The sequence below is a fragment of the Kitasatospora sp. GP82 genome (assembly GCF_029892105.1).
In the GTDB taxonomy this organism is placed as follows: Bacteria; Actinomycetota; Actinomycetes; order Streptomycetales; family Streptomycetaceae; genus Kitasatospora.
This window is the reverse complement of the sequence record NZ_JARZAJ010000014.1, coordinates 174,855-200,160: the sequence shown is the minus strand read 5'-3', so window position 1 is coordinate 200,160 and position 25,306 is coordinate 174,855. Positions and strand designations below refer to the sequence as shown.

Annotated in this window: 30 protein-coding genes and 2 pseudogenes; 19 read left to right on the top strand and 13 right to left on the bottom strand. The window is 69.3% G+C overall.

Annotated elements, in window-relative coordinates:
* Window positions 1-22 precede the first annotated feature (22 nt).
* Window positions 23-694, bottom strand: a complete 672-nt coding sequence (locus P3T39_RS17275) for a PAS domain S-box protein (RefSeq protein WP_280698549.1) — start codon at window positions 692-694, stop codon at window positions 23-25.
* A gap of 745 nt (window positions 695-1,439) precedes the next feature.
* On the opposite strand from P3T39_RS17275, the gene P3T39_RS17270 reads away from it, so the two are divergent.
* The 5 genes from P3T39_RS17270 to P3T39_RS17250 all read left to right on the top strand — a co-directional run bounded on the left by P3T39_RS17270 (window position 1,440) and on the right by P3T39_RS17250 (window position 4,328).
* The gene (locus P3T39_RS17270; RefSeq protein ID WP_280698548.1) at window positions 1,440-1,706 is read left to right on the top strand and encodes a hypothetical protein; all 267 of its coding nucleotides are present in this window, start codon (window positions 1,440-1,442) and stop codon (window positions 1,704-1,706) included.
* A gap of 51 nt (window positions 1,707-1,757) precedes the next feature.
* Window positions 1,758-2,222 (top strand): winged helix-turn-helix domain-containing protein, encoded by a 465-nt coding sequence (locus P3T39_RS17265; RefSeq protein ID WP_280698547.1) that lies wholly within the window; start codon window positions 1,758-1,760, stop codon window positions 2,220-2,222.
* Between the two features lie 225 nt (window positions 2,223-2,447).
* Window positions 2,448-2,732 (top strand): DUF4873 domain-containing protein, encoded by a 285-nt coding sequence (locus P3T39_RS17260; protein ID WP_280698546.1) that lies wholly within the window; start codon window positions 2,448-2,450, stop codon window positions 2,730-2,732.
* 320 nt (window positions 2,733-3,052) lie between these two features.
* Window positions 3,053-3,877 carry an LLM class F420-dependent oxidoreductase gene (locus P3T39_RS17255; protein WP_280698545.1) on the top strand — a complete coding sequence of 275 codons (825 nt, stop codon included), beginning with the start codon at window positions 3,053-3,055 and terminating at the stop codon, window positions 3,875-3,877.
* A 13-nt stretch (window positions 3,878-3,890) separates the two neighbouring features.
* Complete coding sequence (locus P3T39_RS17250) at window positions 3,891-4,328, top strand: TIGR03668 family PPOX class F420-dependent oxidoreductase (RefSeq protein WP_280698544.1); 438 nt, start codon at window positions 3,891-3,893, stop codon at window positions 4,326-4,328.
* Window positions 4,329-4,432: 104 nt separating this feature from the next.
* Here the strand turns inward: P3T39_RS17250 and P3T39_RS17245 are convergent, their stop codons facing one another.
* The 4 genes from P3T39_RS17245 to P3T39_RS17230 form a co-directional block, all read right to left on the bottom strand.
* Entirely contained in the window at window positions 4,433-4,930 is a 498-nt protein-coding gene (locus tag P3T39_RS17245) for a peptidylprolyl isomerase (RefSeq protein WP_280698543.1), read from the bottom strand.
* Window positions 4,931-5,143: 213 nt separating this feature from the next.
* The gene (locus P3T39_RS17240; protein WP_280698542.1) at window positions 5,144-5,506 is read right to left on the bottom strand and encodes a MerR family transcriptional regulator; all 363 of its coding nucleotides are present in this window, start codon (window positions 5,504-5,506) and stop codon (window positions 5,144-5,146) included.
* A gap of 275 nt (window positions 5,507-5,781) precedes the next feature.
* Window positions 5,782-6,915 carry a pyridoxal phosphate-dependent aminotransferase gene (locus P3T39_RS17235; protein WP_280698541.1) on the bottom strand — a complete coding sequence of 378 codons (1,134 nt, stop codon included), beginning with the start codon at window positions 6,913-6,915 and terminating at the stop codon, window positions 5,782-5,784.
* A 5-nt stretch (window positions 6,916-6,920) separates the two neighbouring features.
* Entirely contained in the window at window positions 6,921-7,565 is a 645-nt protein-coding gene (locus P3T39_RS17230; protein ID WP_280698540.1) for a PAS domain-containing protein, read from the bottom strand.
* A gap of 205 nt (window positions 7,566-7,770) precedes the next feature.
* Here P3T39_RS17230 and P3T39_RS17225 point away from each other — a divergent pair, with 205 nt between their 5' ends.
* Window positions 7,771-8,274 carry a DinB family protein gene (locus P3T39_RS17225; RefSeq protein ID WP_280698539.1) on the top strand — a complete coding sequence of 168 codons (504 nt, stop codon included), beginning with the start codon at window positions 7,771-7,773 and terminating at the stop codon, window positions 8,272-8,274.
* Between the two features lie 114 nt (window positions 8,275-8,388).
* Here P3T39_RS17225 and P3T39_RS17220 read toward each other — a convergent pair whose 3' ends face one another.
* On the bottom strand, window positions 8,389-9,168 hold the full coding sequence (locus P3T39_RS17220; protein WP_280698538.1) for a hypothetical protein: 780 nt from the start codon (window positions 9,166-9,168) through the stop codon (window positions 8,389-8,391).
* Window positions 9,169-9,758: 590 nt separating this feature from the next.
* Between P3T39_RS17220 and P3T39_RS17215 the strand changes: the two genes are divergently transcribed.
* The 6 genes and pseudogenes from P3T39_RS17215 (at window position 9,759) to P3T39_RS17190 (ending at window position 14,417) form a co-directional block, all read left to right on the top strand.
* Window positions 9,759-10,601 carry a papain-like cysteine protease family protein gene (locus P3T39_RS17215; RefSeq protein ID WP_280698537.1) on the top strand — a complete coding sequence of 281 codons (843 nt, stop codon included), beginning with the start codon at window positions 9,759-9,761 and terminating at the stop codon, window positions 10,599-10,601.
* A 14-nt stretch (window positions 10,602-10,615) separates the two neighbouring features.
* Window positions 10,616-11,464 (top strand): hypothetical protein, encoded by an 849-nt coding sequence (locus P3T39_RS17210; RefSeq protein WP_280698536.1) that lies wholly within the window; start codon window positions 10,616-10,618, stop codon window positions 11,462-11,464.
* Between the two features lie 710 nt (window positions 11,465-12,174).
* Window positions 12,175-12,369, top strand: a pseudogene (locus P3T39_RS17205) (12-oxophytodienoate reductase); the annotation flags it as partial.
* Window positions 12,370-12,435: 66 nt separating this feature from the next.
* Entirely contained in the window at window positions 12,436-13,146 is a 711-nt protein-coding gene (locus tag P3T39_RS17200) for an SDR family oxidoreductase (protein WP_280698535.1), read from the top strand.
* A gap of 28 nt (window positions 13,147-13,174) precedes the next feature.
* Window positions 13,175-13,483: an antibiotic biosynthesis monooxygenase gene (locus P3T39_RS17195; RefSeq protein WP_280698534.1), complete on the top strand. Its 309-nt coding sequence runs from the start codon at window positions 13,175-13,177 to the stop codon at window positions 13,481-13,483.
* 334 nt (window positions 13,484-13,817) lie between these two features.
* The gene (locus P3T39_RS17190; protein WP_280698533.1) at window positions 13,818-14,417 is read left to right on the top strand and encodes a CGNR zinc finger domain-containing protein; all 600 of its coding nucleotides are present in this window, start codon (window positions 13,818-13,820) and stop codon (window positions 14,415-14,417) included.
* 180 nt (window positions 14,418-14,597) lie between these two features.
* On the opposite strand, the gene P3T39_RS17185 is transcribed toward P3T39_RS17190, so the two are convergent.
* The 4 genes from P3T39_RS17185 to P3T39_RS17170 all read right to left on the bottom strand — a co-directional run bounded on the left by P3T39_RS17185 (window position 14,598) and on the right by P3T39_RS17170 (window position 18,485).
* On the bottom strand, window positions 14,598-15,677 hold the full coding sequence (locus P3T39_RS17185) for an MFS transporter (protein WP_280698532.1): 1,080 nt from the start codon (window positions 15,675-15,677) through the stop codon (window positions 14,598-14,600).
* Between the two features lie 56 nt (window positions 15,678-15,733).
* Window positions 15,734-16,660 carry a TauD/TfdA family dioxygenase gene (locus P3T39_RS17180; RefSeq protein ID WP_280698531.1) on the bottom strand — a complete coding sequence of 309 codons (927 nt, stop codon included), beginning with the start codon at window positions 16,658-16,660 and terminating at the stop codon, window positions 15,734-15,736.
* Window positions 16,602-17,312 carry a VC0807 family protein gene (locus P3T39_RS17175; protein ID WP_280698530.1) on the bottom strand — a complete coding sequence of 237 codons (711 nt, stop codon included), beginning with the start codon at window positions 17,310-17,312 and terminating at the stop codon, window positions 16,602-16,604. The genes P3T39_RS17180 and P3T39_RS17175 overlap by 59 nt, the downstream gene beginning before the upstream one ends.
* Before the next feature lie 240 nt (window positions 17,313-17,552).
* Window positions 17,553-18,485: an NADP-dependent oxidoreductase gene (locus P3T39_RS17170; protein ID WP_280698529.1), complete on the bottom strand. Its 933-nt coding sequence runs from the start codon at window positions 18,483-18,485 to the stop codon at window positions 17,553-17,555.
* Between the two features lie 163 nt (window positions 18,486-18,648).
* Here P3T39_RS17170 and P3T39_RS17165 point away from each other — a divergent pair, with 163 nt between their 5' ends.
* The 3 genes from P3T39_RS17165 (at window position 18,649) to P3T39_RS17155 (ending at window position 20,650) form a co-directional block, all read left to right on the top strand.
* Window positions 18,649-19,575, top strand: a complete 927-nt coding sequence (locus P3T39_RS17165) for an AraC family transcriptional regulator (RefSeq protein ID WP_280698528.1) — start codon at window positions 18,649-18,651, stop codon at window positions 19,573-19,575.
* A 210-nt stretch (window positions 19,576-19,785) separates the two neighbouring features.
* The gene (locus tag P3T39_RS17160; RefSeq protein WP_280698527.1) at window positions 19,786-20,136 is read left to right on the top strand and encodes a hypothetical protein; all 351 of its coding nucleotides are present in this window, start codon (window positions 19,786-19,788) and stop codon (window positions 20,134-20,136) included.
* A 157-nt stretch (window positions 20,137-20,293) separates the two neighbouring features.
* Complete coding sequence (locus P3T39_RS17155) at window positions 20,294-20,650, top strand: YciI family protein (protein ID WP_280698526.1); 357 nt, start codon at window positions 20,294-20,296, stop codon at window positions 20,648-20,650.
* Between the two features lie 245 nt (window positions 20,651-20,895).
* On the opposite strand, the gene P3T39_RS17150 is transcribed toward P3T39_RS17155, so the two are convergent.
* Window positions 20,896-21,750 carry an NAD(P)H-binding protein gene (locus tag P3T39_RS17150; RefSeq protein WP_280698525.1) on the bottom strand — a complete coding sequence of 285 codons (855 nt, stop codon included), beginning with the start codon at window positions 21,748-21,750 and terminating at the stop codon, window positions 20,896-20,898.
* 510 nt (window positions 21,751-22,260) lie between these two features.
* Between P3T39_RS17150 and P3T39_RS17145 the strand changes: the two genes are divergently transcribed.
* The 3 genes from P3T39_RS17145 (at window position 22,261) to P3T39_RS17135 (ending at window position 23,833) form a co-directional block, all read left to right on the top strand.
* The gene (locus P3T39_RS17145) at window positions 22,261-22,470 is read left to right on the top strand and encodes a hypothetical protein (RefSeq protein WP_280698575.1); all 210 of its coding nucleotides are present in this window, start codon (window positions 22,261-22,263) and stop codon (window positions 22,468-22,470) included.
* Window positions 22,467-23,402, top strand: a complete 936-nt coding sequence (locus P3T39_RS17140; protein ID WP_280698573.1) for a C1 family peptidase — start codon at window positions 22,467-22,469, stop codon at window positions 23,400-23,402. Before P3T39_RS17145 ends, P3T39_RS17140 begins: the two co-directional genes overlap by 4 nt.
* Before the next feature lie 80 nt (window positions 23,403-23,482).
* Window positions 23,483-23,833: a protease inhibitor I42 family protein gene (locus P3T39_RS17135; RefSeq protein ID WP_280698524.1), complete on the top strand. Its 351-nt coding sequence runs from the start codon at window positions 23,483-23,485 to the stop codon at window positions 23,831-23,833.
* A gap of 106 nt (window positions 23,834-23,939) precedes the next feature.
* Here the strand turns inward: P3T39_RS17135 and P3T39_RS17130 are convergent.
* Window positions 23,940-24,197 (bottom strand): annotated as a pseudogene (locus P3T39_RS17130) (DUF3224 domain-containing protein); the annotation flags it as partial.
* On the opposite strand from P3T39_RS17130, the gene P3T39_RS17125 reads away from it, so the two are divergent.
* A complete protein-coding gene (locus P3T39_RS17125) occupies window positions 24,180-24,683 on the top strand; it encodes an HAD family hydrolase (protein WP_280698572.1) in 504 nt (167 codons plus the stop codon). The pseudogene P3T39_RS17130 and the gene P3T39_RS17125 overlap by 18 nt on opposite strands.
* 18 nt (window positions 24,684-24,701) lie before the next feature.
* Here P3T39_RS17125 and P3T39_RS17120 read toward each other — a convergent pair whose 3' ends face one another.
* On the bottom strand, window positions 24,702-25,211 hold the full coding sequence (locus tag P3T39_RS17120) for a GNAT family N-acetyltransferase (RefSeq protein ID WP_280698523.1): 510 nt from the start codon (window positions 25,209-25,211) through the stop codon (window positions 24,702-24,704).
* Window positions 25,212-25,306 lie beyond the last annotated feature (95 nt).

Below are 25,306 nucleotides of genomic sequence, written 5' to 3'. Positions count from 1 at the left end.
GTCCTGACGGACGGAGCGGACATCACTTGACGAAGTCCTCCACGACCTTGGGCGGCCAGATCCCCACCTTGAGAACTCCCATGGAGTAGGCACGCGAAACCAGCGCTGCGCGGTTGGGGACCCTGAGCTTCCGGAGCAGGCAGGTCACGTGGTACTCGACGCCCTGCCGACTGAGGTAGAGCCGTGCGGCCAGGGGAATCGTGGAGACTCCGGCGGCGATGCCCTCAAGGATCCGTGCGTCTATCTCACTGAGAATCTTCTTGCGGGTGGTGACGACGCCTGTGTTCTCGGCGCCCCGCGCCGAGGGCATCAGCACCAGGATCGCGGCAACGTCGGGTATCGCCCCGCCACACGCGGCGACAGCCGTGAGGGGCACGGTGAACGCGGAGCCCTCCGGCCCCACCGCGATCACGTCGGTGGCAAAGCGATTGCGTTTGCCCTCGACGAGTCTGGAGAACTGGTGCCGCAACGGCTGCTGAACACTGGGATGAACCAGGTCGCAGAAGTTCCGGCCGCAGACATCCGCCGAGGAGCCGCCGAACTGCCGGAGGAACTCCTGGTTCACCTGCTGGATGGTCAGATTCGGGTCGAGGTAGGCCATGTTCAGACCCGACTGGTCGAACAGGGTGCGGAGATCCTCGGACGCGGCCTGGTCGGACCTGAGGTCGCCGGGCAGGACCTGCGCCAGATCCACAGGTACGGGAGTAGTAACCATCATGACTCTCAGATCCCTTCACGGCACTTCGGACTTGCGGATTTCAGTGGTGAGCGTGGCTCGGGCATCGGCCCGAGGCTCGCCCCGAGTACGCGGATCAAGGCGAAGCGTCGTGGACCCTGGCTGCACGGCGAACTCCACCGTCCCCTTGCCCGACATCTCCCGGCCAAGAGCGGTACCCGTCATCGCGCGTACGTCTCCTCTTGCAGTCCTGCGGAGCACCCCGCCGACGACTCCCGGCCGGGTTCGCTGCGACTCTAAGTGGCGCGCATCCACGTGTGTCATCTCATGACGCATCGTTAATTCCTGTCCGCGCAGCCCTGATGCGTCATTGACGCCCGTCCTGCCCACGGGCCGGTTGCGCCGTGAACGTCCTACCCCTGCGCCCGCAGGTGCACCGCCATCGTCCCTCGCCTGCACCCCCCAACACCGTCAAGGCACTGTCAGAGACGACGCCCAGGCAGTCAACGGAGCGTCAGGAAAGCATTCGCCGCACCCGATCGGGCCTAGTGTCGAAGGCGTTCCCCGCCCGGGTCGGCGAGGACAGTACCCGGCACCGCGTCCGGACTGCGTCGAGCAGAACGGGCCGCGCACGGGCGCCGGGGGCCTTGGCGTCCGCGAGGTCGGCAACCGAGCGACCGGCCCGGAGGTCACCAAGCAGCCGAACAAGACCGACATCCGACACTGCCACCGCATCCGACGACTTCACGGAGGTGAGGTCCACATGACCGTTCTCGGCGCCTTCCACACCCCTGCGCACATCCCTACCACCCGCACACGCGGATCCGCACATGCGGTCCTGGTCGCCATCGTCCGGCGGCTCGTCGACAGCCCCCTCGACCACACCGTGATGCGGACCCTGGGCGGCCCCGGTGCCGGCCAGGGCCGCCGTCCAGCTCACCCGACGGTCCGGATGCACGCCGGCTGGCGAACCGTCACCACCCAGGACGGTACACGCCGACTCGGAGCCCACTGGGATCCTGACCGCTGAGGACAGCACCGAACAGCACGTCCCCTCTGACGCACCTGCAAGGAGGCAGACATGTCCCTGCACTACCCTCGGGTCTCCCGCATCCACGCGCACCTTCCGACCGTCACGACCGCAGTGGCCCTTCGCATTGGCGGCCGTAGTCGGCGCGAGCCGCCACCCCGCCATGCCGAGGCCGGTGTCGTGGTCGTGGTCGATCCCGAACGGCGCACGGCCTCCGTGAGCGGCCGGTCGCTGAGCCTCACCTTCATGGAGTTCGAGCTTCTCGCCCACCTCGTGGCCAACCCCCTGCGGGTCTACACCCGCCGCCAACTGCTGGCCGCCGTCTGGGACCAACCGGGGTTCGGCGATACCCGCACGGTCGACGTCCATGTCGCCCGCCTGCGCCGCAAGCTCGGACCGGAGCACCGGGACACCATCTCGACCGTCCGGCAGGTCGGCTACCGCTTCGATCCCAGCGCGCCACCAGCGGCGCACTTGAAGCAGCCCGCCGAGGTCCGGGACGGCAACGCGGCGTAAGGACCTCCGGTAGCGGGATCAAGAAGGCGTCAGTGCCAGGCACCACGCCCGCACCCTCCGTACCCCGCCCGGGACCGCACGGCGGTCGTCTTCACCATCGAGCAGCATCCGAAGGCAGCTCTGAGGTCAAGCGGGCATTGGCCACCGCACCCGATCGTCCAGCCGACGCCTGATGGCCCACCGCAAGCCGGTCTGCTACCGGCCGGCCACGCATAGCCTGAGGACATGAGCAGCTACCACGGCCCGGCCGTCGTCATCCACGGCGGCATGGAGATTCCCGTCGAGGCGGACCTCCATGCCGAACACCCGACCGAGGACGTGTCCACATGGCGGGGCACTGTCCGGGCCACAGCCGACACCGATCAGGATGCCGATTTCTGGACGCTGCCGGGCAGCCACTGGGGAGTCCTGCGCCTGCCCGGTGGCAGGGAGAGTCACTTCACGACTACCGGCCACACGGTTGCCGAGGGCCGGTTGGAGATCAAGGGCAGCGGCACCGAACCGTTCTGACGGCGGAGTCCACGACCCGGCCGGGTTGGCGCGCACCCGGCACCGGTACCGGTGCCGGCGACATCCCCGGGGCGGGATCCCGGGTTCGTCCGCTGGTAAGGCGGCGGGCGGTTCGTGGACGGCGGTCATGGCGGTCTCCTTCAGCGGTGGGGTCATCGGGTTGTGCGGTCGTCGGAGCCTGGTGACGCACCCGGCCGCCGTAGGGCACCGTTCTCCCTCGGGCCGCGTCGAGCGCCGGGGATGCGGGGCTTCTGTGAGAACCTGGACGCCACTGCTGTGACCCGCCCTTCCGAGCGTCCGCCATCTGGAGGAGAGCCGTCGTGGAATTCGGGATCGCCACCTTCGTCACCGACCAGGGCATCGCGCCGACCGCGCTCGCCCCGGCGCTGGAGGAGCGCGCGTTCGACTCGCTGTTCATCGCCGAGCACACCCACATCCCGGTGGAGCGCCGAACGCCCTACCCGGGCGGAGGCGAGCTGCCGGACATCTACTACCGCACGCTCGATCCCTTCGTCACGCTCGCCGCAGCCGCCGCGGTGACGGAACGGCTGCTGCTCGGCACCGGCATCGCACTGGTGGCGCAGCGGGATCCGATCATCACGGCGAAGGAGGTGGCCTCCCTCGACCTGGTCAGCGGCGGTCGAGCCGTGTTCGGCGTCGGGATCGGCTGGAACCGTGAGGAGATGGAGAACCACGGCGCCGACCCCACCACCCGGGGCCGGCTCGTCGACGAGCGACTGCGCGCGATCAAAGCGCTGTGGACGCAGGACCAGGCCGAGTTCCACGGGGAGTTCGTCGACTTCGACCCGGTGTTCTGCTGGCCGAAGCCGGTGCAGCGCCCCCATCCGCCGATCTACGTCGGCGGCGGCGAGGGCGCGTTCGGGCGCGTCGCGGAGTTCGGTGACGCATGGCTGGCCAACAGCCTGTCACCGCAGGCACTGAGCCCGCAGATCGAGCGGCTGCGCGAGGTGGCCGGCCGCGCCGTGCCGGTCACCGTGTACGCGGCGTCGCATCGGGCCGAGGCGATCGAGCAGTACGCGGCGCTCGACGTCGATCGGCTGCTCTTCTACCTGCCGACCCACCCCGAGAAGGAGTCGCTGGAGCGCCTGGACAAGCTGGCCGAGGCTGCGGCCCGGTTCCGCTGAACAGAGTTCTCCGGTGGCGAGTCTGACGAGCGATCAGGCGCGGGAGCGGTTCGCCCGGGAACGGGTGGCCCGGCTGGCGACGGTGGACGCGGCGGGGCATCCGCACCTGGTGCCGGTGGTCTTCGCCGTGCGCGGCGACACCGTGGTCTTCGCCGTCGACCAGAAGCCGAAGCGATCGCGGCACCTCACGCGACTGGCCAACATCGCGGCCAACCCCGCCGTCGTGCTCCTCGCGGACCGCTACGACGAGGACTGGACGCGCCTGTGGTGGTCCCGGGCCGACGGCAGCGCCCGGGTCCTGGCATCCGCCACCGAGTCGACGGCATCGGCCGCCCTGCTGGCCCCGCTCCTGGAGAAGTACCGCCGCCAGTACGGCGAGCAGCCCCCCGCGGGTCCGGTCGTGGCGATCAGCGTCACCCGCTGGACCGGCTGGTGCGCACAGGACATGTAGCAGCAGGCCGCACGAGGCGGGTCCGTACTCGTCGCCCGGCCGCCCGCCGAGCCCGATGGCTCGGCGGGCAGCCGGCAGTTGCGGGGCAGGGGCTGACGGGGAACCTACTCGGAGGGGACGACCCCGGACTCCGAGATGGCGATCTTCGCCTTGGTGCTGCCGCTGCGCGACCCCAGGGACTCGATCTTGCGCACCAGCTCCTCACCCTCGACGACCTCGCCGAAGACCACGTGCTTGCCGTCCAGCCACGGCGTCACCACCGTGGTGACGAAGAACTGCGAGCCGTTGGTGTGCCTCCCGGCGTTCGCCATGGAGAGCAGGAACGGCCGGTCGTGCTTGAGGGTGAAGTTCTCGTCGGCGAACGTCTCGCCGTAGATGCTCTTGCCGCCGGTGCCGTCGCCGCGTGTGAAGTCGCCGCCCTGGAGCATGAACTCCGGAATGACCCGGTGGAACGTCGAGCCCGCGTATCCGAAGCCGTGCTGGCCGGTGGCGAGCTCGCGGAAGTTGCGCGCCGTCTTGGGAACCACGTCGTCGAAGAGCCGGAAGACGATCCGCCCCTCGTCCTGGCCGTTGATGGTGATGTTGAAGAACACGTTGTCCATGGAGGCATCCTGACACGTGCCGCCCACCTTCCGCTCAGCACGGTGGGGAACATGATCTCGGGCCGGGGTCCGCGGCGGCCAACCATCGAGACGGCCCCGGCCTCACAGGTACTGTGATCGGGTAGGTTCACCGGGTTGCGGCGGGCCTGGCAGGGCCCACCGGAAATCCCTTCGGCTCCTGCGGTGGCGCCTCTGCTCCGGCGCCGTGATGACTCAGGTGATCGTTCTCAACGGCGGCCCGGCAGCGGGGGCGACCACCGCCCGGGTCAGGGTGTTGAGCGCGGGCGCCTCGTCGTAGATCCGCCAGCCCAACTCGTCGAGAAGGGCGCGCAGTTCCGCGTGGACGGCGGTCCACAGCTCGTGCTGGGGGTCGCGCCGGCCGGGAGCGGTGACCTGCGGGGACAGCCTGCAGAGGGCGATGCCGAGGCGTTCGTGGCGGCCGAACGCCGGGTCGTCGGCCACCGCGAGCACGCCCCGGGCCTGGGCGACGGACATACCGCCGACCGTCAGCATCGCGCGCATCAGCCGCAGTCGGCGCAGATGCTCCTCGCCGTACTCGGCCTGGCGGGCGGTCATCCGGTGTTCCCGGCTCCAGGAGCCCTTCGCGCAGGTAGAATCTGATGCTCGCCGAAGACACCCCGCTACGGCGGCTCAACTCCGCAAAGCGCAAGGGACCTCCAGATCCTGACGGAGTGTCAGCTCTGCCCGTGAAGGGTTCTACCACCCCGCCGAAGGACGGTTGAACCAACTGCCCCTGACAGATCTCCGGAGCGGTTGCGCGTGGCTGGACGGAAGACCGAGGCCGGTTGCCGTGGCAGCCGAGCGGATCAGCACGTCGAGGACGGGAAAGGTTACCGGCGTGCTCGCATCCACTCGGCGAAGGCGGCCAGGCCTTCTTCCGGGTTGCGGCGGCCGATGCCGATGCGGAACCGGTCGGTGGGGGTGGCGGTGAGTTCGGAGCGGTAGATGCTCGCGGGCAGCAGCAGGACGCCGGCTTCCTCCACCAGGCGAGTGCAGAATTCCTCCACCCCGTCGGCGCCGAGGTAGCGCGGGTAGGCGACGCATCCGCCGTCCGGCACCTGCCACTCGAAGTCGTCTGCGAACTCGGCGAAGAACGCCTCGAAAGCCGGCAGGTTGGCCGTGATCAGGGCCCGGTTGCGGTCCAGGATCGTCTCGCGGGCCTTCAACGCGATGCGGGCCAGGACCTCGCTGGGCGCGGAGTTGCAGATGGTGGTGTAGTGCTTGGCCCGCTCCAGGCGCGAGCGCAGCGCGCGGTCACGGCAGGTGATCCAGCCGATGCGCAGCCCGGGCAGGCCCAGGGACTTCGAGGTCACGTTCAATGACAGTGCGTGCTCGGACAGGTCGGTGGCCTGCGGCAGGATGCGGGCCGGGTCGCGTTCGAGGCCGCGGTAGACCTCGTCGCTGAACAGGTGGATGCCGCGCTCGTCGCACAGGCGGGCCAGCGCGGTGAAGTCGGTGGCGCCGACGACCTTGCCGGTGGGGTTATTGGGGAAGTTCACCGAGACGACCCGGGTGTTCGGCCGGATTGCCGCCGCCACCTCGTCGAGGTCCAGGGCCCAGTCCCGGTCCGGGTCGAGGGCCACGCCGGTGACCTCGCACAGTGCCAGCGGCACGGTCTCGGCGGCCTGGTAGTTCGGGGTCACCACCACCGCGTGGTCACCCGCGTCGAGCAGGACGTTCATCGCCAGGTAGAGGGCCTCCTCGGCGCCCGCGAAGCAGATGACGTCGTCTGCGCCGGCGAGCTCGTACGTCTGGGCGATCACCTCCCGCAAGGCCGGGTCGCCGAAGGTCTCGGTGTAGCCCAGGGACAGGTTCTCGAAGGCGTCTCGGTCCTTGTCGTCGGCCAGGTCGAGCAGCTCGCCGAGTGTCATGGTCTGGACGTCGGAGGCGGTCAGGTGGTGGCGGGCGGTGAACTCCCAGCGGGAGAAGTACGTTTCCAGTCGGAAGTCGGGCAGCCGGGTCATGGTGGTCAGTCCTTTGCGCTTGGTGCTCTGAGCTCGGCCAGCAGGCCGTAGACGGTGGACCGGGACACCCGCAGCGCCCCGGCGACGACCGGGGCAGCGCGGCGCACCGCGAACACCCGGGCCTCGTCCAGCCGGCCGAGGACGGCCAGGCGGTCCTGGCGGGTCATGCGTTCGACGGGGCGGCCCGTTTCGCGGACATAGGTGCCGATCACGTGCTGGATGCGCTCGGACCAGTCCTGCTCGAACAGCGGCTCGGGGCGCTGCACGGTCGGTGCGCCGAAGGCGGACAGGACTGCCGCAGCCTGTTCCAGCGGCGTGCGGTCGAGATTGATGCACAGCACCGCCGACGGCCGGTCCCGCGTATCTCGCAGGACCGCACTGACCGATGTCAGACGACGGCCGTCCGCGAGCAGTTTCTCGTAGGGCCCGTACACGTCCCGCGCGGACGGGTCGAGCTCGTCCAGTTCGCCGAGCAGCGAAGGATCCCCCGGGCCGCGGGAGGTCATCGGGTTCCAGATCTCCAGGACCCGGTCGGTCTCCGGATCATGCAGGACGACCTCGGCGTACGGACCGAGCAGCAGCGCCACGGCCTGGCACACCGGCGCCCACATCGCCACACGAGGGTCCCGGCCCTCTTCCACGTTCCCCATGTTTGGACTGTACGTCCAGACTGGACAAAAAGTCCAGAACCCGCGTGACGACGATCCCGCCGATTCGGCTCAGCCCCGAGAATCCCCCGGCGGTCGTCGGGGCACCTTGACCGACCCCCCTCGGGGTGGCCGGCTGTGGAGGTCGACAGGTGCGATCGGCTGAAGATCTCTGCATCCAGGTGCAGTTGACGAGTAGGGTCACGGCGTGACGGATACCGATTCGCGTGGCGATCTGCGCCCGCCGAGCCTTGACGCCGACGAGAAGACGACACTGCTGGCCTTCCTCGACTACCTGCGGGATGCGGTCGCTGCCAAGGCTTCCGGGCTCTGCGACCGGGAAGTCCGCAGTGCCGGGGTCTCGTCCGGCACCAGCATCCTCGGCCTGATCAAGCATCTGACTGCGGTTGAGCTCAACTGGTTTGCCTGGGCCTATGCCGGGGCCGACGTCGCACTCTGCGACGACGAATCCCAGCCCGCTGCCGACGACACCGCCGAAGGCCTGCTCGCGGCATATCGCGAGGCGGTCCGGCGGTGCAACGGGATCGTCGAAGCCTGCGACGACCTGGATCGGCCAGGCGCTCGATCGCTCCGTGAGACACCTCCGCCGTCGATGCGCTGGGTCCTGGTGCACATGATCGAGGAGACCGCTCGGCACGCCGGTCACGCCGACATTCTCCGCGAGCAGATCGACGGAGCCGTCGGCCGGTAGGCGGACTCGCCGACCACGATGGAGCGCCGCCCCGACATGCACCCGGGCCGTTCGCCTGCCGCCGGCGGGCGGACGGCGGCTCAGCACCTCCGGCGCTCGTGCGGCAGCGATCGGTCACTGGAGCGTTGTGGGTACCCGCCCCCACTCCTCGGCCGCCCCTGGCCGCTGGTCCCGTCGCTGCCGACGGACGGTGTAGAGGATCAGCGCGATCAGGATCGCCGCGAGGACGAGGGAGGCGCCCAGCGGCCCGAATCCCAAGCCGCCCGATCGGGTCGGCTTGCTGAAGAAGTCTCCCGCGTTCGCGCCGAACGGGCGGGTCAGGACGAAGGCCATCCAGAACAGCAGCGTGTTGGACACCGGGCTGAAGTGCTTGGCGATGACGATCAGTGCGAGCAAGCCCGTGATCAGTAGCGTGCCTCCGGCGAAACCGAGGCCGGAGGTGTCGGCCAGGAAGTCCCCGGTGGAGGTGCCCAGCGTGTTGGACAGCAGGATTGCACTCCAGTACAGCATCTCGCCCTTGAAGGTACCGATGTGCTCGACGTCGAAGGTCTGGCCGCAGAGCTTCCAGACCACGAACACCACCGCCAGCGCGGAGCCGAGGACGAGCGCACCCATGGTGTAGCCGAGCCCCGCAGTGCGGTTCATCAGATCCGACATGGTGGTACCGGCCGTGCTGGTTGTCAGGATGACCGTCCAGTACAGCACCGGGTGAAACGTCCTGCCCCTCAACTGCGCCACAACACTGACCAGGAAGAGCCCGACCAAGATCACTGAACTTGCGGCATAGCCGACCTTCAAGGTCATGGAGACCAGGTCTCCGGCCGTCTCGCCCAGGGTTGTCGCGCAGATCTTCATGACCCAGAAAGCCAGGGTGATCCGAGGCAGCTTGTTCATGATCCCTTCCCGGCCCGAGATCCACGGGCATGGCTGGTCGAGTCGCGTTCGTCAGGCCGTGGTCACGCTCGTGCGGCGCGGCGCGGCAACCACGAATCCCATGAACTCGCCAACGAAGCGATCACCCCGAGGTCACGTCGACTCCTGCGGAATCACCCTGTTGCCCGCGTTCCGCGGAATCGCGACGGACCGCCACTGCGGCCACGGGCACCCCCGCCTCGACCGCTCCGCCGGGGCGGCCACCGCGCACCGGTGATCGTCGAGGAGACGCGACCATAAGGGCGGCTATGAATTCATCAAAAGCTGCTTCTGGAACGTCATGCATCGTGACATTGCACCTACGGTGTGCAATTGCACATGCTGACAGACAGTCTTGCAATGGGCCTCAGGATATAACGATTCGACAACAGTGGACTAGACCATAGCATCCGAACACTGACAAGTAGTCGGCTATCAGGGCGCATTGATGAAGCGTCAGATCTGTCGCGGCGAGGCAATTCTTCCCGCGAAGATCGGCGGGTTCGACAGCCGGAGCGGCTCTGACAGACTTCCCCGCATTCACTCATCTGACGGGGAATGAGATCTGACATATGCACAGGCTCCGTAAATCGTCGCGCCGTAAGGCCCTGCTGGCAGCGATCGTCGCGGCACTGTCCGGCGCGCTTCTGCTGGGTATCGGCGCCTTCGCCCAGGCCGGCCTGATCACGGGTACCGTCGTCGCCGGGCAGGGCAACTACAGCACCATCAACCAGCGCACCCTGCCGTCGCTGTCGTCCCAGATCACCGGTACCTCCATGGTCGGCGACCGGATTCCGATGATCTGCCGCATCAGCGGCGACCTGGTCGAGAACGACTCCCGGTGGATCTGGTCCGGCGTGTACTACGTTGCCGACGCCTTCATCGCGGAGGACACCGGCAACCTGCCGGTCTGCAGCTCGACCCGCCCGGCCGGCTGGACGGCTCTCAACATCAGCATGCAGAAGCAGGTCCAGGACGAGTGGTGCTGGGACGCCTCCGGCCTGACCATCGCCAACTACTGGGGCTACACCCAGTACAGCCAGTACGACTTCTGCCACCTCGCCGCGCAGGGCCGCTGGCTCGACTGCAACGACCAGCCCGCCACCCTCGACGACATGGCCAACGGCCTGTCCCACGTGGGATTCCGCAACAGCGGCTACAACCTGAACCGCAGCGCCTCCTTCGGCGAGGTCGCGGGCGAGATAGCCTCCGGCCGACCGTTCGCGGTGCGGATCGGCTGGTCCACCGGCGGCGGCCATATGAACGTCATCTACGGCTACGACAGCACCAGCAACATGATCGCGGTCGGCGATCCCTGGCCCAGTACCCAGACCTACACCTGGTGGAACTACGCCACCTACAGCAGTAACAGCTCGTTCCAGTGGACCCACTCCCGCATCGGCATCCACGCCTGAGGAGGCGACCGACCATGCAGAAGACGAGATTCCTCGCCCTCACCGCCGTCCTTGCCGGGGCCGCCCTCACCACCGTGTGCGCCACCGCCCGGGCACAGGCAGCCGACGGGTCCGGAGTACCCGACTACGGCGCCGCCCAGCAGGTGCTCCGCTCCGGCCAGGTGCACGACACCGTCTCCCGCTTCCTCACCGCCGCAGAGCATGCCGCCGCCCCGGCCGCCGACGGCGGCACCGTCGGCGCCCCACGGAGCACACCGAACGCGGTCGGCGCGGCACCCGGCTTCGACCTCAAGGACCCGGTACCGCTCTACGAACTCACCCCCGAGTTCGTCTCCGGCAAGGCACAGCCGACGCCACCGAGCGCTCTGCGGCTCTCCTACCTCGCCTCCCGCGTGACCGCCGCCGACGGCCACCAGGCCGCCGTCCTGCTGGCGCCCCAGCCCAAGGACCGGAGCTGGCAACTGGCCGGCATCCGGGACGGCGACGCCGACGTGAGCCTCGCCGAGCGCGGCACCGCCCAGGCCCGCACCTTCACCGAGCCGCAGATCCACGCCTGGTACCGCCTCACCGAGAAGGGCACCGTCGAGCCCCTCAACCAGGAGGCGACCACCGGCCTCGGCGGCAAGCACAGCGTCACCCTCGCCGCGTACCAGAAACTGGTCACCGCGCGCTACGGGGACAAGCTCCCCGGTTCCAGCTACGACCGCAAGGGGCTGGCCGGCGGCTACGGTCTGGCCCAGGACCAGCCCAAGCCCGCTTCCCCGTCGTCCTGGCAGCCCGCCGCAGCCGGTGCGGCAGCCCTGCTGACCGTCGGCGGCGGCGCGGTCTACCTGCGCCGTCGCCGTGGGACCGCGGCCGGCTGACGTATCCGCTCCGCCTGCCGGAGGTACCGCCCCCGCCGACGGGAGGCACTCGCTCTCCCGTCGGTGTCGGGGCAGCGAGCCCCATGCCCCTCGCCGGATCTCTTGATGATCGGCCCTGTGGGGCTCGGTGATCATCCCGGTGCTGTACCGGTGACCTGGAAGCTGCTTTCCGGCCCCGCTGTGCGCCTGCGCACAGCGGGGCCTCCACGAATGCCGAGGCGCCGGCGCTGCGGCACGCGAACGCGGTCCTGCGGCAGCGGTTGAAGTCCCGGTGCGCCAAGAGTGTCCGCCAGTAGGCAACCCGTCAGGACGGGGCATCCCAGGGGCGCGAGGCTCCAGAAGCCGGTCGTCCGGCTCCAGTTCTCCGCTCTGTCCCGCTTGACACCGCGCGGCAGCTGCGTTCAGGTCTCTCCCGTCAAGCCGGGAATCCTGCCGGCCTGGCACCGCTGGATGATCGCCAGGAATTGGGACTGCAGCCACCGCCGTTTCCAAGGCGAACCAGCCCCGCCTCGATCCCCCGCCTCGATCCCCCGCCTTGAGCTCGGCGCCCGCGCCGGCGCACGAGGTGCGAGGCGGGGCCTTGTGCGACGTGGCCTGGTCATCGCTCGGCTCGCGTACGGCTCGCCCCGGGTCGGCATCCCACAACTCAACATAGCCATACGTGTTACGGTTATTTCGTAAGCGACTGTTGCACGGTTGAGGAGTGGACCATGACATCGACGCCCGACGACTCGCGAGCGGCACGACTGCTCGACCGGCCGTTCACCCTCGGCGACCTGACCTTGCACAACCGGATCGCCATGGCGCCGGTGACCAGGCAGTTCTCCCCCGGCGGTGTACCCGGCGCGGACGTCGCCGCCTACTACGCCCGTCGGGCGCGGGGCGGGGCCGGCCTGATCATCACCCGGCTGACCGGCAAGGTCGAGCGCGACCACTTCCACCACGCCTGATCCCCCGAGGAGACGTCAGCCATGCAGATCAACGGAGCGGTGGCCCTGGTCACCGGAGCCAACCGCGGCCTGGGCGAGCAGTTCGTCAAGGCGCTTCTCGACCGCGGCGCGGCCAAGGTCTACGCGGCCGCCCGCAATCCCGACGCCGTCCGCGTTCCGGGCGCGGTGCCGCTCGCGCTCGACATCACCAACCCGGCGTCGGTCCGGGCAGCGGCCGAGCGCGCGCAGGACGTCAACCTGCTGGTCAACAACGCCGGAATCTCCACCGGTTCCGGCGTGCTGGACGGCAGCCTGGAGGACTACCGCCGCGAGATGGACACCCATGTCTTCGGCACCCTGGACGTGAGCCGGGCCTTCGCACCCGTCCTCGGCCGAAACGGCGGCGGCGCCCTGCTCAACGTCCTGTCCGTGCTCTCCTGGCTCGCCGTCCCCCGAACCGCCGCGTACTGCGCGGCGAAGGCGGCCGAATGGTCGGTCACCAACTCCCTGCGGATCTCGCTCGCGGAGCAGCGGACCCAGGTCACGGCCCTGCACGTCGGCCTCATGGACACCGACCTGGCCGCTGGTCAGGAAGGTCCGAAGTCCGACCCGGCCGAGGTCGCGCGGGCCGCCCTCGACGGCATCGAGGCCGGGGCATACGAGGTCCTCGCCGACGAGATGAGCCGTCAGGTCAAGGCCGCTCTCTCCGGTGATCCGGCTGCCCTGTATCCGCGGCCGGGTTCCGGAGTGTGACCGGAAAGCCACCCGAGGAGAAGACGGCATGGCCATCGTCATCGCCCACGTACACCCCGAACCCGGCCGCCTGCAGGAGGTCCTGGACGCCTACCGCGAGACAGTCCCGCTGATCCACCAGGAGCACGGCTGCGAGCTGTTCGCCGTCCAAACGGACGGCGAGTCGGTCCTCATCGTCGAGCGCTGGACCACACCCGAACACCTCCAGGCGCACGCCCACGGACGGGTCTACGCACGGATCCGCGAGCTCATCGACGGGGCACTGGAGCGCCCCTCCGATGTCTGGCGGCTCGAGAACATCCCCCTGGGCATGCCCACGAAGGGCACGATCCAGTAACCGCAGGTGCGTCGGTGCACGGAACCGGCAGCCGTCCATGACCGGACACCAGCGATGCTCCGGCCCTGCGCCGGGCACGGCCAGGCCGATCAGCCGTCGATGGCGACATCCCTTGCCTGACACATCTTACAGAGTTACGGCTCTTACATATCAAGGCGTTGGCGCCCGCCAGGGACGGCCGGCGCCCAAGTCAGGAGTCGTCCGCCATGAGCGAGAGCATCAAGACCGACGCCACCCCCTGGATTTCCAGGGCGGCTGACGACAGGGCCGCCGGGCGTGTCGATCAGCTGTGCAAGGATGGACAGCCCGTCAGCCGTTCAGGAGGTGTTCCGCGATGACCTGGCCCGCAACCGCCCGTTACGAGCTGGAGTCCGCCCCTGGCGGCCTCGGCCTGGTCCAGGACCTGCTCAACACCGTCGCCGCAGGCGCACCGCGGCAAGCGGATCTTCTCTCCGACCTCGCTGCCGCGCAAGCCTGGGTGGACGACGCGACCGCCCAGTGGTCTGCCGTCACCGGGCAGCCCGTCCCCCAGGTGGCGCTGGACGCCGACGGCCTGGACGAGCTGCGAGCCTTCCGCGACGAGCTACACCGACTGACCACCCAGGCACGCGAGGACGTGCCGGAGACCGAATCGGCGGTGCCGGTGCTGCACAGCGCGACTGCCGCGCTACAGCTCGGCGAGGACGGCCTCGTCCGCCTGGAGTCGCGCGGCACCGGCTGGCGACGCCTGGCCTCGCTCGTGCTCGTCGCCGCCTTCGAAGGGCAGCGGGCCGACACCCGCCGCCGCCTCAAGACCTGCCGCAACCCCCGCTGTCGCGCCGCGTTCTACGACCGCTCACGCAACAACAGCGGCGTCTGGCACGACGTCAAAACCTGCGGCAACGCCGCCAACCTGCGGGCCTACCGCGCCCGTCAGCGAGTCCAGAACGCCTGACGCCGGCCGCGCCCGAGCCGGCCGAACCGCGCTGCCGACGAAGCCCGCCGCAGGCCTGCCGGAACCCGCCGTTCCCCGACCGCCGATACCCGAGGAGGCAAGGGGGTTGATCCTGCGCCTGGTTCGGGAGAACCCGCCGTGGGGGCACCGACGCATACAGGGCGAGCCGGCGCCCCGGGCTCAGGACTCGTCGAAGCCGACGGAGACGCGCTCGGCCGACCGCCGGGCACCGCGGCTGGAGGCCACGACGCCGAGGACGGTGATGACGAGCCCGGTTCCCGCGATGACGCACCACCCAGGCAGGCTCACCGAGGCATAGGCGGCAACGGAGTACCTCCCGGAACCGGCGCTGGAGATGGCCCCGTAGACGGCCACCCCGAGCGACTGGCCCAGCTGTCTGCTGCTGGAGGCGAGCGCGCCGGCAACCCCCGCCCGGCTGCGCGGCATCCCCGCCATCGCGGTGTTGTTGACCGGCGTGTTGGCACCGCCGAACCCCAGACCGAGCAGCGTGTAGCCGGTCAGCAGGAAGAACGACGTGTCGCTGCCGACGACCGCGCCGGTGATCACCGCCGCGCCCGTCATGCTGGCCCCGGCCGCCACCAGCGCGACCACCGCACCCCGCACCCGGACCAACCACGCGGCCAGCTGCGCTCCGACGATCGTGCCGAGCGCCATCGGCAGGGTGTAGAGGCCGGCCCGGAACGGCGCATAGCCGCAGACGTCCTGCAGGTAGACGGTGTTGAGGAAGAGGAATCCCCCCATGGCCGAGTAGGTCAGCACGGCGATGAGCATCGAGAGCGAGAAGGGCACGCTGCGGAAGAACCGGAAGTCGATGAGCGGGTCCGTGCGACGGCGCTCCACCATCACCAGGGCGGCAGCGGACAGGACGGTGACGACGATGCCTCCCCGGATCAGGCCCGAACCGGCGCCGAGCCGTGGCACCTCGATGACGGTGAACAGGGACCCGCTGAGGATCAGCAGCGCGGCCAGCGTCATCAGATAGGAGTCGACGATCCACTGCAGGCCGGACAGGCTCGGGTGCAGTTGCGCACGGATCCCGGGCAACGCCACGTTGACGATGGTGTTGTCCAGGTTCACCAGGACGGTGCTCATACACGCGACGGTCAGCACCAGCCGCTTCCGGGTGGGCGACAGGACCGTCCCGGACGGACCGTCAGTGCCGCCGCGCTCTCCCGCCCCACCGGTGGCCGGAACCGCCAGGCCGCCGCCGGCTGGAGCGCGCGTCCAGCGCATGACCATGAACAGGTCTCCTCGATTTATCCGATGCCGCCGAACGAATTACCTCAGAGGGCAGATCAGCGTACGTGCTGACGGTCGTGGAACCGGATGCGCAGAAGATGGCGCTGGTGATCGGTGAACGCCGTACGCGCGTGCACCGCCCGGTGATTGTCGACCAGTACGAGACTGTCGTCGCCCAGGGTCAACCGGACTTCGTGCGGTGCCTCCGCCAGTGCCGTCTCAAGCGTCCTGAGGGAGTCGCGCAGATCCGGGTGGTCGTATTCGGGGCGTTCGGCAAGGCCCTTTTCGACCGTGTCCTTCCGCCAGCGCAGCGTGTTCTTCTCCCCTATGACGGGCGCGAGCGTGTACTTCTTCTCCTCGGCTCTGCCGCTGCCGGTGTAGACGGTCGGAATCCTGAAGGGAACGTCCAGGGCCCGCAGTACCCTGAGCGCCCGGCGGCCCTCGCCGCTGGCACTCAGGTGCTCCATGATGTGGTCGTTGGTCCGGAGCCGGCTCTCGCCCCCTCCGCAACGGGCGGACCACACCGCGTAGAGCAGGAAGTACCGCTCCGGGTCCGGGTAGTACTGCGCGTCGGTGTGGTAGGCGGCCTCGGAGTCCAACTCCGAGTAGGTGGCGAAGTATTCGCCGTTCTTCGCCCGGGCGGTCACCGGCCACACGACCTGGTTCTGCCGGGGATCGGTACCCGTGGGGTATCCCAGGCCCACGGCCAGGCAGTAGAGCAGCACACCCCGGTCCTCGACATCGAGGTGCGCCAGATGCATCCGCGGGACGACGATCACGCTGGCCCGGTCGCGAAGGGCCTCCCGTAACTCCCCGACCAGGCCGGCCAACTGCCGGGACCGGTGATCAGCAAGAAGAGCCCGATCCGACCGGGCGGACGGACGGCGCCGAGCTTCGTGCCCGACACCGTCCGTCCGCAGTGGTCTACATCTGTGCAGCTTCAGCGCTCGCGGCCTGTTGCGCCGCGGCCAGCCTCGCCGCACCCTTGGCGCCGGCCCGCTTGCTGTAGGTGATCGTCCAGTAGACCAGGCCGCCGATGACCGCGTACGGCAGGACGTTGTTGACCGTGACCATGGTGCCGTCCGAGAGGCTGTACACGAGGGCGATCCGGATCGCCGCCTCGGCGATGAACGCCACGCCCCAGCCGATGGTCAGGTTGCGCTGCACCCGGCGGAAGCCCTCGTACTGCCACATCCCGTTCCACCACTCGATCATCTGCGGCGTGCCGTCGGTGGCGAACTTGCGACCGAAGTAGAACATCAGCGGGCGGGGCATCGCCAGGGTGGCGAGATAGACCACGCCGAGCAGACCGGTGACGAAGGAGTCCTTGGCCAGCAGCAGTTTGGCATCGTGCGGCCCGATGAGTGAGATCACCAGGCTGAGCGCCACGAAGACCAGCGAGAGGATCGCGAACTCGTCCACCCGCCGGTGCCAGGCCAGGTAGATGGCTATGTCGATCACCGGACCGAGGCCGGAGAGCAGGATCGCGGTGAACTCGCTGCACCCGTGGTCCTTCAGCTGACCGTAGATCACGATCGGCGCGACGACGTTGAAGACGACAGTGGTCAGCCAGCCGACCAGGTTGGCGGAGCCTCTGCGGGCGGGCGCAGGCGCAGGCGCAGCTTGATCGGACATGCGGGATCCCCCGGGGCGCGAAGAAATGGAGGCCGGGACTCCGGCCGCCGCCATTCTGGCGGATGATCTTGGACTTCACCAGTGGGAAGCCCAACAGCTCCGGCCAGGGCCTTACTTCACTGCCCCACTCGCATCTGCCGGCACTCACCGCGGAAACAGCAACTCCTCCGGCGGATCCCGGAGAGCGGCCCGGGACCGCGCCCCTCGGGGCACTCTCCGAGCCGCCGTCCGGCGTCCGGTTCAGACGGTCAGCACGATCTTGCCCTGGGTGCGGCCCGACTCGACCAGCGCATGCGCCTTGGCGGCCTGTTCCAGCGGCAGCACGTGCTCGACGTAGGGTCGCAGGCGGCCGGTCTCGACCAGCCCGGTCAGCGCCTCCAGGCCGACGTGGTCCGGCTCCACCGTGACGCCGGCGAAGCGCTTGCCCTCCGCTGCGGTACGGGCGGCGAGTTCGGCGTCGGTACGCTGCACGATGGTGACCAGCGCACCACCGCCCCGCAGGGTACGCAGCGAGCGCTCGCCGTAGCCGTTGCCGATGGTGTCGAGGACGACGTCGAGGTCGCGGAGCTCCTCGGCGAAGTCGGTGGTCCGGTAGTCGAGCACGTGGTCCGCACCGAGCTCGCGGACGAAGTCGCGCTTGGCCGCACTGGCCGTGGTGTAGACCTCCGCGCCGCGCGCCTTGGCGATCTGCACCGCCAGGTGGCCGACACCGCCACCGCCACCGTGGATCAGCACTCGCTGGCCCTCCGCCAGACCTGCGGCATCCACCAGTCCCTGCCATGCCGTCAGTCCGGCCAGCGGCAGCGCGGCGGCCTGCACATGGTCCAACCCCTCGGGCTTGCGGGCGAACTGGCGCGAGGGTGCCGCGACGTACTCGCCGTACCCGCCCGCTGCGCGCGGGAAGAACGGCATGCCGTAGACCTCGTCGCCGACGGCGAACCGGGTGACCCCGGGCACCACCTCCTCGACCACACCGGAGACGTCCCAGCCGAGCACGAAAGGCGGCTCACCGAGCAAGGGGAATGCGCCCGCGCGGACGTAGGCGTCGACCGGGTTCACCCCGCTGGCGTGCACCCGGACCAGGACTTCGCTGGGCAGCGGCTCGGGCTTCGCGGCCTCGGCCACCTGGAGGACCTCGGGCGCTCCGAAGGCTTGCTGGGTGACGACTCGCATGACTGGTTGCTCCTTCCGACTGCGGTCCGGCTGCTGCCGACCGCCTCTGGAACCAACGATAGAGAGCCACAGAGAGACGATGAATGGCCAAGAATCTCTGATTAATGTCTCATCGTCTCGCTATAGCCTCCCCATTCGCCCGTCATGGCCCTAGACTCGCCCTATGGACATCCTCACCGAGGTGGTCGCCTCCATGCGGACCGGCCGGCCGCGCTCCGCCCGCACCGAGTGCCGGGCGCCCTGGGGCCTGCGCTTCCCCGAAGGCAAGGGCACCGGCTTCCACGTGGTCATGTCGGGCACCTGCTGGCTCATCACACCTGACGGCTCGTCAATTCCGTTGAGCCCTGGTGACATCGTGTTCCTGCGCAACGGCGCGGAGCACATCCTGACCGACAACCCCGGCTCCCCCGTCGTCGAGTTCGCACCGGAGCGGGCCGATCCCTCCTCCCCCATCGGGCAGATCACGGTGGACGGCCCCGGGCCCCGCACATCCCTGCTCTGCGGCGCCTACCACCTCGACCAGGAACAGCCGCACCCGCTGCTCGCCGCGCTGCCCGAGGTGATCCACCTGTCCCCGCACCGCAGCCGCCACCAGGCGCTGCGCTACGCGATCGACATGCTCGGCGCGGAGGTCGAGCAGCCCCGGCCAGGCTCCGAAGGGATCGTCGCCGAGCTGATCGACCTGCTGCTGCTCTACATCCTGCGCGCCTGGTACGACGACCAGCCCGCCGACGCGAAGGCGGGCTGGGCCGCCGCGTTGACCGACCCCGCCATCGCGCCCGCGCTGCGCGCGATCCACAGCGACCCGGGCCGCCGCTGGACGGTGGAGGACCTCGGCGATCGCGTCGGCCTGTCCCGCGCCGCCTTCGCCCGCCGATTCACCGCACTGGTCGGCGAACCCCCGCTCGCCTACCTCACCCGCTGGCGGATGACCACCGCGGCCACGCTGCTGCGCGAGTCGGACACTGCGCTCGGGGCAGTCGGCGAACTGGTCGGCTACGGCTCGGAGTTCGCGTTCGCCAAGGCCTTCAAACGCACCCACGGCCTACCGCCGGGCCAGTACCGCCGCCGGCTGCGCCCAGCCGCGTGAACGACCGAGCCGCCCCGATGCCGTGACCTCGCGCAGATGCCCCTCGCCCTCACCTGCGCGCGACCGGCCGGGGACGGCAGACCGGACGAGCCCAGCGGTCGCAGGCGATCAAGGACCCGGCCGTGGGAGCGGGCGAATGAGTACGTCGTCCCGGCGTCCCTGAGTACGGGGGCGGATGCGCCGGACCTCGCCGGCGGACAGGATCGCCGTATGACGAACTCTCGAAGCAAGCTGCCCGACACCTCGGCCCCGAGCGGTTCCCGGTGGCGGGCGCCGCTGGTGTCGACGGTTCTGACGATCCTGCTCTACCCCGTCGTCCGCGTCATCTCGGGATTCGCGGCCATGGCCTTCGACCCCTGCACGTCGACGGGCTGTCCGCAGGCCTCCGCGCAGTACTCGTTCTCGGAGTCGGCCATCACGGCGGCCGTCGTACTCGTGGTACTCCAGTGGCCCGTCGTCCGCTTCGTGCCGCGAGGCGGACGCGGTCTCGTTTCGGCTGTCGCCCCCGGCGTCATGCTGGTCGCCGCCCTGGGCTTCATCACCATGCCGGTCGGGCGATAGGCCCGGCCCGCCGGCCCGCCCACCAGCTCACCGCACTGGTGGCCGCCCCGGAAGATTCTCAGAAGAATTCCGTGGGGGCCGTCGATCCGGCCGTCTCCCGTTCGACGCAAGGGTGAGAGGCGGGGAAAGTCCCAGCTCTCCCGACCGAGGAGTCACCATGCCGCGTTACCTGACTTTGATCCGCATCGACGAGCAGAACGCCCCCACCGACGATCCCGGCCCCGAGTTCGCGGAGCGGATGGGCGCACTGTTCGAGGAGATCACCAAGACCGGGGTCATGCTGGAGACGGCCGCCCTCACCCCGACCTCCGAGGGCACCCGGGTCACCTGGTCCGGCGGCAGGCTCAGCTACGCCGACGGGCCCTTCACCGAGACCAAGGAGGTCGTCGGCGGTTACGCCATCCTCCGGGCGAAGGACAAGGCCGAGGCTCTGGAGTGGACCAAGCGCTTCCTCCAGATCCACCCGGAGCACTGGACCGTCACCTCCGAGGTCCGCGAGATCGCCGAAGGCTGATCCGGCCGCGCCTGCCATCTCCCGCACGGCTGCTGCGAGCAGTGGCCGTGAGCCAGGTGTCCCGGCCGAGCCGGGGTGCCTGGCGGTCCGGATCGGCCGAGATCTCGTATCCGTCCTCCCGGTGGGTGATCACGACCATCCATCCTGGGCAGGCCCGCGCCGCACCCCGATCCGGGCCTCCGGTCCGAGGCGATGACGGGGCCCGCCGGCCTGAGGCGCGGCGGGCCCCGCCGGTTGACGGAGCGTCAGCGGAAGTCGTCCGCGTGGTCGCGGGCCCAGTCCTCGAAGGTGCGGGCCGGGCGTCCGGTGATGCGCTGGACCTCGTCGGTGATCAGGGGCTCGGTTCCGACCGACGCGCCGAGGTAGCCGATGAGCTGGAGGGCGGCCTCCTTGGGGAAGCCCGGAGCGGCCATCGCTTCGGCGGCCGCCTCCGGGGAGACCGTCTCGAAACGGAGCTCGCGCCCGATGGCGCGCCCGATCGCGGCGACCTGTCCGGCCTGGGTCACCGCCTGCGGTCCTGTGACGTAGGGAGCGGTACCGAGGTGGGCGCCACTGCGGTCCAGCAGGGCGCGGGCGGTGACAGCGGCCAGGTCGGCCTCGTGGACGGGCGCGGCGACCGCCTCCGGATACGGGCCGTGGACCGCGCCGGCGGCCCTGATGCCCTCGGCCCACTGGAGCGTGTTGGTGGCGTACATCCCGCCGCGCACGAAGGTCCACTCCAACCCGGAGGCGCGGATCGCGCGCTCGGCCAGGACGTGCATCCGGGAGATGAATCCCTCGTCGTCGGCGGGGGTGTCGGTCACCGACAGCGAGGAGTTGAGGACGACACGGCGAATGCCCGCCTTGACGGCGGCGTCGACGACCTGGCCCACCACGGTGCTGCCGCCCGCCGCGAGGTTGAGATACAGCGATTCGGCGCCCTGGAAAGCACGTTCGAGGGATACGGAGTCGGTCAGGTCGGCCCGGACGGACTCGGCCGCCTCCGGCAGCCCGGCACGCTCGGGGTTGCGCGTCAGGGCGCGTACCTGCGCACCCTCCGCCAGGAGTTGGCCGACGAGGCCACGTCCGATGTTGCCGCTTGCTCCGGTTACTACGATCACGGGTTGTCCTCCCGGTCGGGCCGAGACCTCTGCCGTCGACGGCCACGGAGGCCGTGGACGACCGCGCTCGGCTCTGCTTGGCAGTGCTTGGCAGTGCTTGGCCGTACACGCATACAACGGATGTGCGGGGCAGTTGTTCCAGCCATGGCCTTCGCGCCGACTCCCCACCTCTTCGGCGAGTTCAGGAGCACGCGAAGGCCGGTTCGCCGTCAGCGACGACCCGTCAGCAGACGTGAGGTCGATCGGCGCACACGAGGCATTCAGCATGCACACGGTCAACAGTGGACGCGTGGCAGGCGGCCACAAGAAATCAAGATCAGACACGTACTTTAATATTTTCACCCATTTGCGATACTCCGGAGCTAATCATCCGCAAATACGCTCAATGACTGGATGCCGCAGCAGGACTCCGGCCTCCCGGCCCGCCCGGACGAAGAGCTGCCACCTGGCAGAAGGGCGCGGCCCTGGATTGCTCGTGCGCAGCCACGAGACCCCCGAAGAGGAGCCAGTATGGCCACGTATGGCGAGATCCGCCGTGTTCTCCGAGAGACCAACGCCCGTTGGCAGGCGCTTCCCACGCCTCGGGACAGCGACACCGTCGTCGAGCACCCGCTCGGCGTCGGGGCGCCCGAGCGGCTGCAGCCGGCCTCGGAGGTACCCCCGGTGCGCCTGGCTCCGGTGCTGGAGAGCCACCCGACAAGCAACACGGGCTCGGGCTGAAGTGCCCGGACGGCTCCTGGCCGGACACCTACCTCAACTGGATCAAAGCCAACGGAATCTGCGACCCGGCATGCTGGCCCTACCGCACCGACGACCCGGTCTACCAGCCGACGCCCGACCGCGAAGGGCGCACGGTGAAGATCGACGACTACCAGGCGCTCGGAAGCACCGACGACCAGAAGCTCTGGCTGGACACCGTGGGCCCGATCGAGGCCTGCTTCGACGTCTACACCGACTTCGACGCCTACAGCTCGGGCGTCTACCACCACACGACCGGGACCTACCGGGGCGGGCACTGCGTGGCCATCGTCGGCTACAGCGACGTGGACAACTGCTGGATCGCCAAGAACTCCTGGGGCAAGAACTGGGGAGACAGCGGCTACGTACGGATCGGATACGGCGAGGTGAACATCGACACCAATGCCAAGTACGGTGTCCTCGCCACCAACCCCGATCCGTGGACCAAGCGTCGCCTGCACAACGGCAACCTCATCGAAGGCGGCAACGGCACCAATCACCGCAACTTCGAGCTCGTCTGCGTCCTCAACAACGGCCAGATGCAGCACTGGTGGCGGGACAACGACGGTGGAATGGTCTGGAACCCCGGTCCCGTCTTCGGCAGCGGCATCGACACTCCCCCGGTCATGATCCAGGGCCAGTACGGCATGAGCACGGAGGACGCCGTCGGCAACTTCGAGCTGTGCGTCGCCGCAGGTGGTCAGGTGCAGCACTGGTGGCGCGACAACCAGGGCGACATGAGCTGGTACCACAGCGCGACCTTCGGGCACGACGTCGCCGCGGTCGCCGGGCTGCTGGAGAGCAGCTTCGGATTCGATCTCGAGGTCGTCGTCCTGCGCAACGACGGGCAGCTCCAGCACTACTGGCGCGACAGCACGGGCTGGAACGAGGGAGTTCTGATCGGCCCGGCCTGACCCGCGGTCCATCCCGAGGGAGCCGCATCCCCTGCCGGGGCGGTCAGGCACCGCCCCGGCTGTCAGGACGGGCAGAAGGCATGAGCGAACAGAGCACCGCGATCAGGCTCCGGACAGGCGAGCGCTACGTCGTGCGCCTGCCCGGCCGAGGCACCGCCGGCTACACCTGGACCTCCCGTGTGGAAGGAGACTCCAACGCGCTCGCCGTCTCCGTCACCACCGCCCCCGCCTCGGAGATCGCCGGCAGACCGATCGGCGCCAGCGTCGACGAACTGGCAGTCCTCGACGCTCTCCACCCCGGACGGGCCACGGTCCATCTCGAACAGCGCAGAGTCTGGGAGCAGAAGCCACCTCTCGACCACCGAGTACTCGACATCACGGTGGAACATCGCCCGGTTGGACAGCACCCGAGTGACACAACGCCCGGGTGAAACAGCGCCCGCACTTCCACGACGTCCGAGCGTCGACCGCGGCCACCGGAGCCACCGGCGCTGCCGCAGACGGGCCCCCCGCCTCCGGGAACGCCGGTGCGGACCCTCAGCCGATCTCGTAGTCGAACCAGATCCGGTGCGTGCCGTCGGCGTCGACCGTCATCCCACCGGCACCGGCGATCCCGGCCGGCTCTCCGGTCCCGCGTGAGGGCGCGATGACGAAGAACTCGGCGGTACGGTCGCTGCCTGAGGTCGTCGCCGGGTGTGCGAAGTTGAAGGCGCCGTTCCGGCCGTGCAGCGAGCCTTCGAAGGACTCCATGGCCACATAGGTGCCGACGCCGGTCGTCTGGTCGAACGCGGCGGTGCACTGGGCGAGCAGATCGCCACTCGGCTGGGGTCGAGTCGAGCCGCCGCCTGGCAGGAGAGGTTCGAGCAGCTCCACCGTGAGGCAGTCGATGCCGAACTGACCCCGGTCGACGGCATTCGCGAAGCGCTCGACGCCATCGTGCTTCCCACCTGTGTGGCGTCGAGCGGCAGTCACGACAAGATGCGCCACACCCTTGGCCGCACCGGGATCCACCAGTACTTCGAGGGCCGCATCTTCAGTGCCAGTGAGGTCGCTCACGGCAAGCCCGCCCCTGATCTCTTCCTATACGCGGCCCAGCGGATGGGTGTCGACCCCTCGGCCTGCATCGTCGTCGAAGACAGCAAGTACGGGGTCCAGGCAGCCCGCGCGGCCGGCATGCGGTCGCTCGGCTATGCCGGCGGGCTGACCCCCGCGCAGTGGCTCGAAGGCCCCAACACCGTGGTGTTCGACGACATGCGCAAGCTGCCGATGCTCCTCTCCTAAGCCACGCCGACGCCCTCCTTACGACAAGTCCTTGCGCATCAGCGTGCACATGGTCTCGTACCTGTGGATCGAACCGTCCGGTGCCTGCACGTCCCATGCGTCGGGCTGCCTGTCGTAGGCCACGTATCCGAGCCGCTCGTACACCGCGCGGGCCCGCGGATTGCTCTCCTCGACACCGAGTTCGGCCCGCAGGATCCCGCGCGACCGGATGCGATCTTCCGCGGCCCGGACGAGCAGAGAGCCGAGGCCGCACGACTGCAGCGCCGGAAGCACCGCGAGCTGCCACAGTGTGCCCGCTCCGGACGTGACCTGGTAGTCGACGCCGCCGATGGCCACGGGAAGGTCGACCGCTGTGCAGACCGCCAGGTAGTCCACCTCGCCGGACGCCGCGCGCTCCAACTCCTTTGCCACCTGGCCCAGATGGACGGCGGAACCGGACCATGTGCACGCCGGCAGATCCGCGGGCGTCAGATCACGGACGAGGACCGGTACAACGACGTCGGTCCCGTCGGTAGGCAAGAGGCTCATGCCCTCATTTCAGCAGCCCAAGAAGCTGCCGCGCCAAGGAATTTCGCGAACCGCACCGTCAACTGCGCGCCGAGGATGGGAGTCGGCGTCACGGC

What these genes read in the sequence shown, in the direction of transcription:
- P3T39_RS17215 (WP_280698537.1), top strand. Translation starts at nt 9,759, where the DNA reads ATGCACAGGCTCCGTAAATCGTCGCGCCGTAAGGCCCTGCTGGCAGCG.
- P3T39_RS17260 (WP_280698546.1), top strand. Translation starts at nt 2,448, where the DNA reads ATGAGCAGCTACCACGGCCCGGCCGTCGTCATCCACGGCGGCATGGAG.
- P3T39_RS17200 (WP_280698535.1), top strand. Translation starts at nt 12,436, where the DNA reads ATGCAGATCAACGGAGCGGTGGCCCTGGTCACCGGAGCCAACCGCGGC.
- P3T39_RS17265 (WP_280698547.1), top strand. Translation starts at nt 1,758, where the DNA reads ATGTCCCTGCACTACCCTCGGGTCTCCCGCATCCACGCGCACCTTCCG.
- P3T39_RS17135 (WP_280698524.1), top strand. Translation starts at nt 23,483, where the DNA reads ATGAGCGAACAGAGCACCGCGATCAGGCTCCGGACAGGCGAGCGCTAC.
- P3T39_RS17120 (WP_280698523.1), bottom strand. Translation starts at nt 25,211, where the DNA reads ATGAGCCTCTTGCCTACCGACGGGACCGACGTCGTTGTACCGGTCCTC.
- P3T39_RS17230 (WP_280698540.1), bottom strand. Translation starts at nt 7,565, where the DNA reads ATGGGGAACGTGGAAGAGGGCCGGGACCCTCGTGTGGCGATGTGGGCG.
- P3T39_RS17210 (WP_280698536.1), top strand. Translation starts at nt 10,616, where the DNA reads ATGCAGAAGACGAGATTCCTCGCCCTCACCGCCGTCCTTGCCGGGGCC.
- P3T39_RS17185 (WP_280698532.1), bottom strand. Translation starts at nt 15,677, where the DNA reads ATGGTCATGCGCTGGACGCGCGCTCCAGCCGGCGGCGGCCTGGCGGTT.
- P3T39_RS17235 (WP_280698541.1), bottom strand. Translation starts at nt 6,915, where the DNA reads ATGACCCGGCTGCCCGACTTCCGACTGGAAACGTACTTCTCCCGCTGG.
- P3T39_RS17220 (WP_280698538.1), bottom strand. Translation starts at nt 9,168, where the DNA reads ATGAACAAGCTGCCTCGGATCACCCTGGCTTTCTGGGTCATGAAGATC.
- P3T39_RS17160 (WP_280698527.1), top strand. Translation starts at nt 19,786, where the DNA reads ATGACGAACTCTCGAAGCAAGCTGCCCGACACCTCGGCCCCGAGCGGT.
- P3T39_RS17170 (WP_280698529.1), bottom strand. Translation starts at nt 18,485, where the DNA reads ATGCGAGTCGTCACCCAGCAAGCCTTCGGAGCGCCCGAGGTCCTCCAG.
- P3T39_RS17155 (WP_280698526.1), top strand. Translation starts at nt 20,294, where the DNA reads ATGCCGCGTTACCTGACTTTGATCCGCATCGACGAGCAGAACGCCCCC.
- P3T39_RS17145 (WP_280698575.1), top strand. Translation starts at nt 22,261, where the DNA reads ATGGCCACGTATGGCGAGATCCGCCGTGTTCTCCGAGAGACCAACGCC.
- P3T39_RS17240 (WP_280698542.1), bottom strand. Translation starts at nt 5,506, where the DNA reads ATGACCGCCCGCCAGGCCGAGTACGGCGAGGAGCATCTGCGCCGACTG.
- P3T39_RS17195 (WP_280698534.1), top strand. Translation starts at nt 13,175, where the DNA reads ATGGCCATCGTCATCGCCCACGTACACCCCGAACCCGGCCGCCTGCAG.
- P3T39_RS17165 (WP_280698528.1), top strand. Translation starts at nt 18,649, where the DNA reads ATGGACATCCTCACCGAGGTGGTCGCCTCCATGCGGACCGGCCGGCCG.
- P3T39_RS17270 (WP_280698548.1), top strand. Translation starts at nt 1,440, where the DNA reads ATGACCGTTCTCGGCGCCTTCCACACCCCTGCGCACATCCCTACCACC.
- P3T39_RS17245 (WP_280698543.1), bottom strand. Translation starts at nt 4,930, where the DNA reads ATGGACAACGTGTTCTTCAACATCACCATCAACGGCCAGGACGAGGGG.
- P3T39_RS17190 (WP_280698533.1), top strand. Translation starts at nt 13,818, where the DNA reads ATGACCTGGCCCGCAACCGCCCGTTACGAGCTGGAGTCCGCCCCTGGC.
- P3T39_RS17175 (WP_280698530.1), bottom strand. Translation starts at nt 17,312, where the DNA reads ATGTCCGATCAAGCTGCGCCTGCGCCTGCGCCCGCCCGCAGAGGCTCC.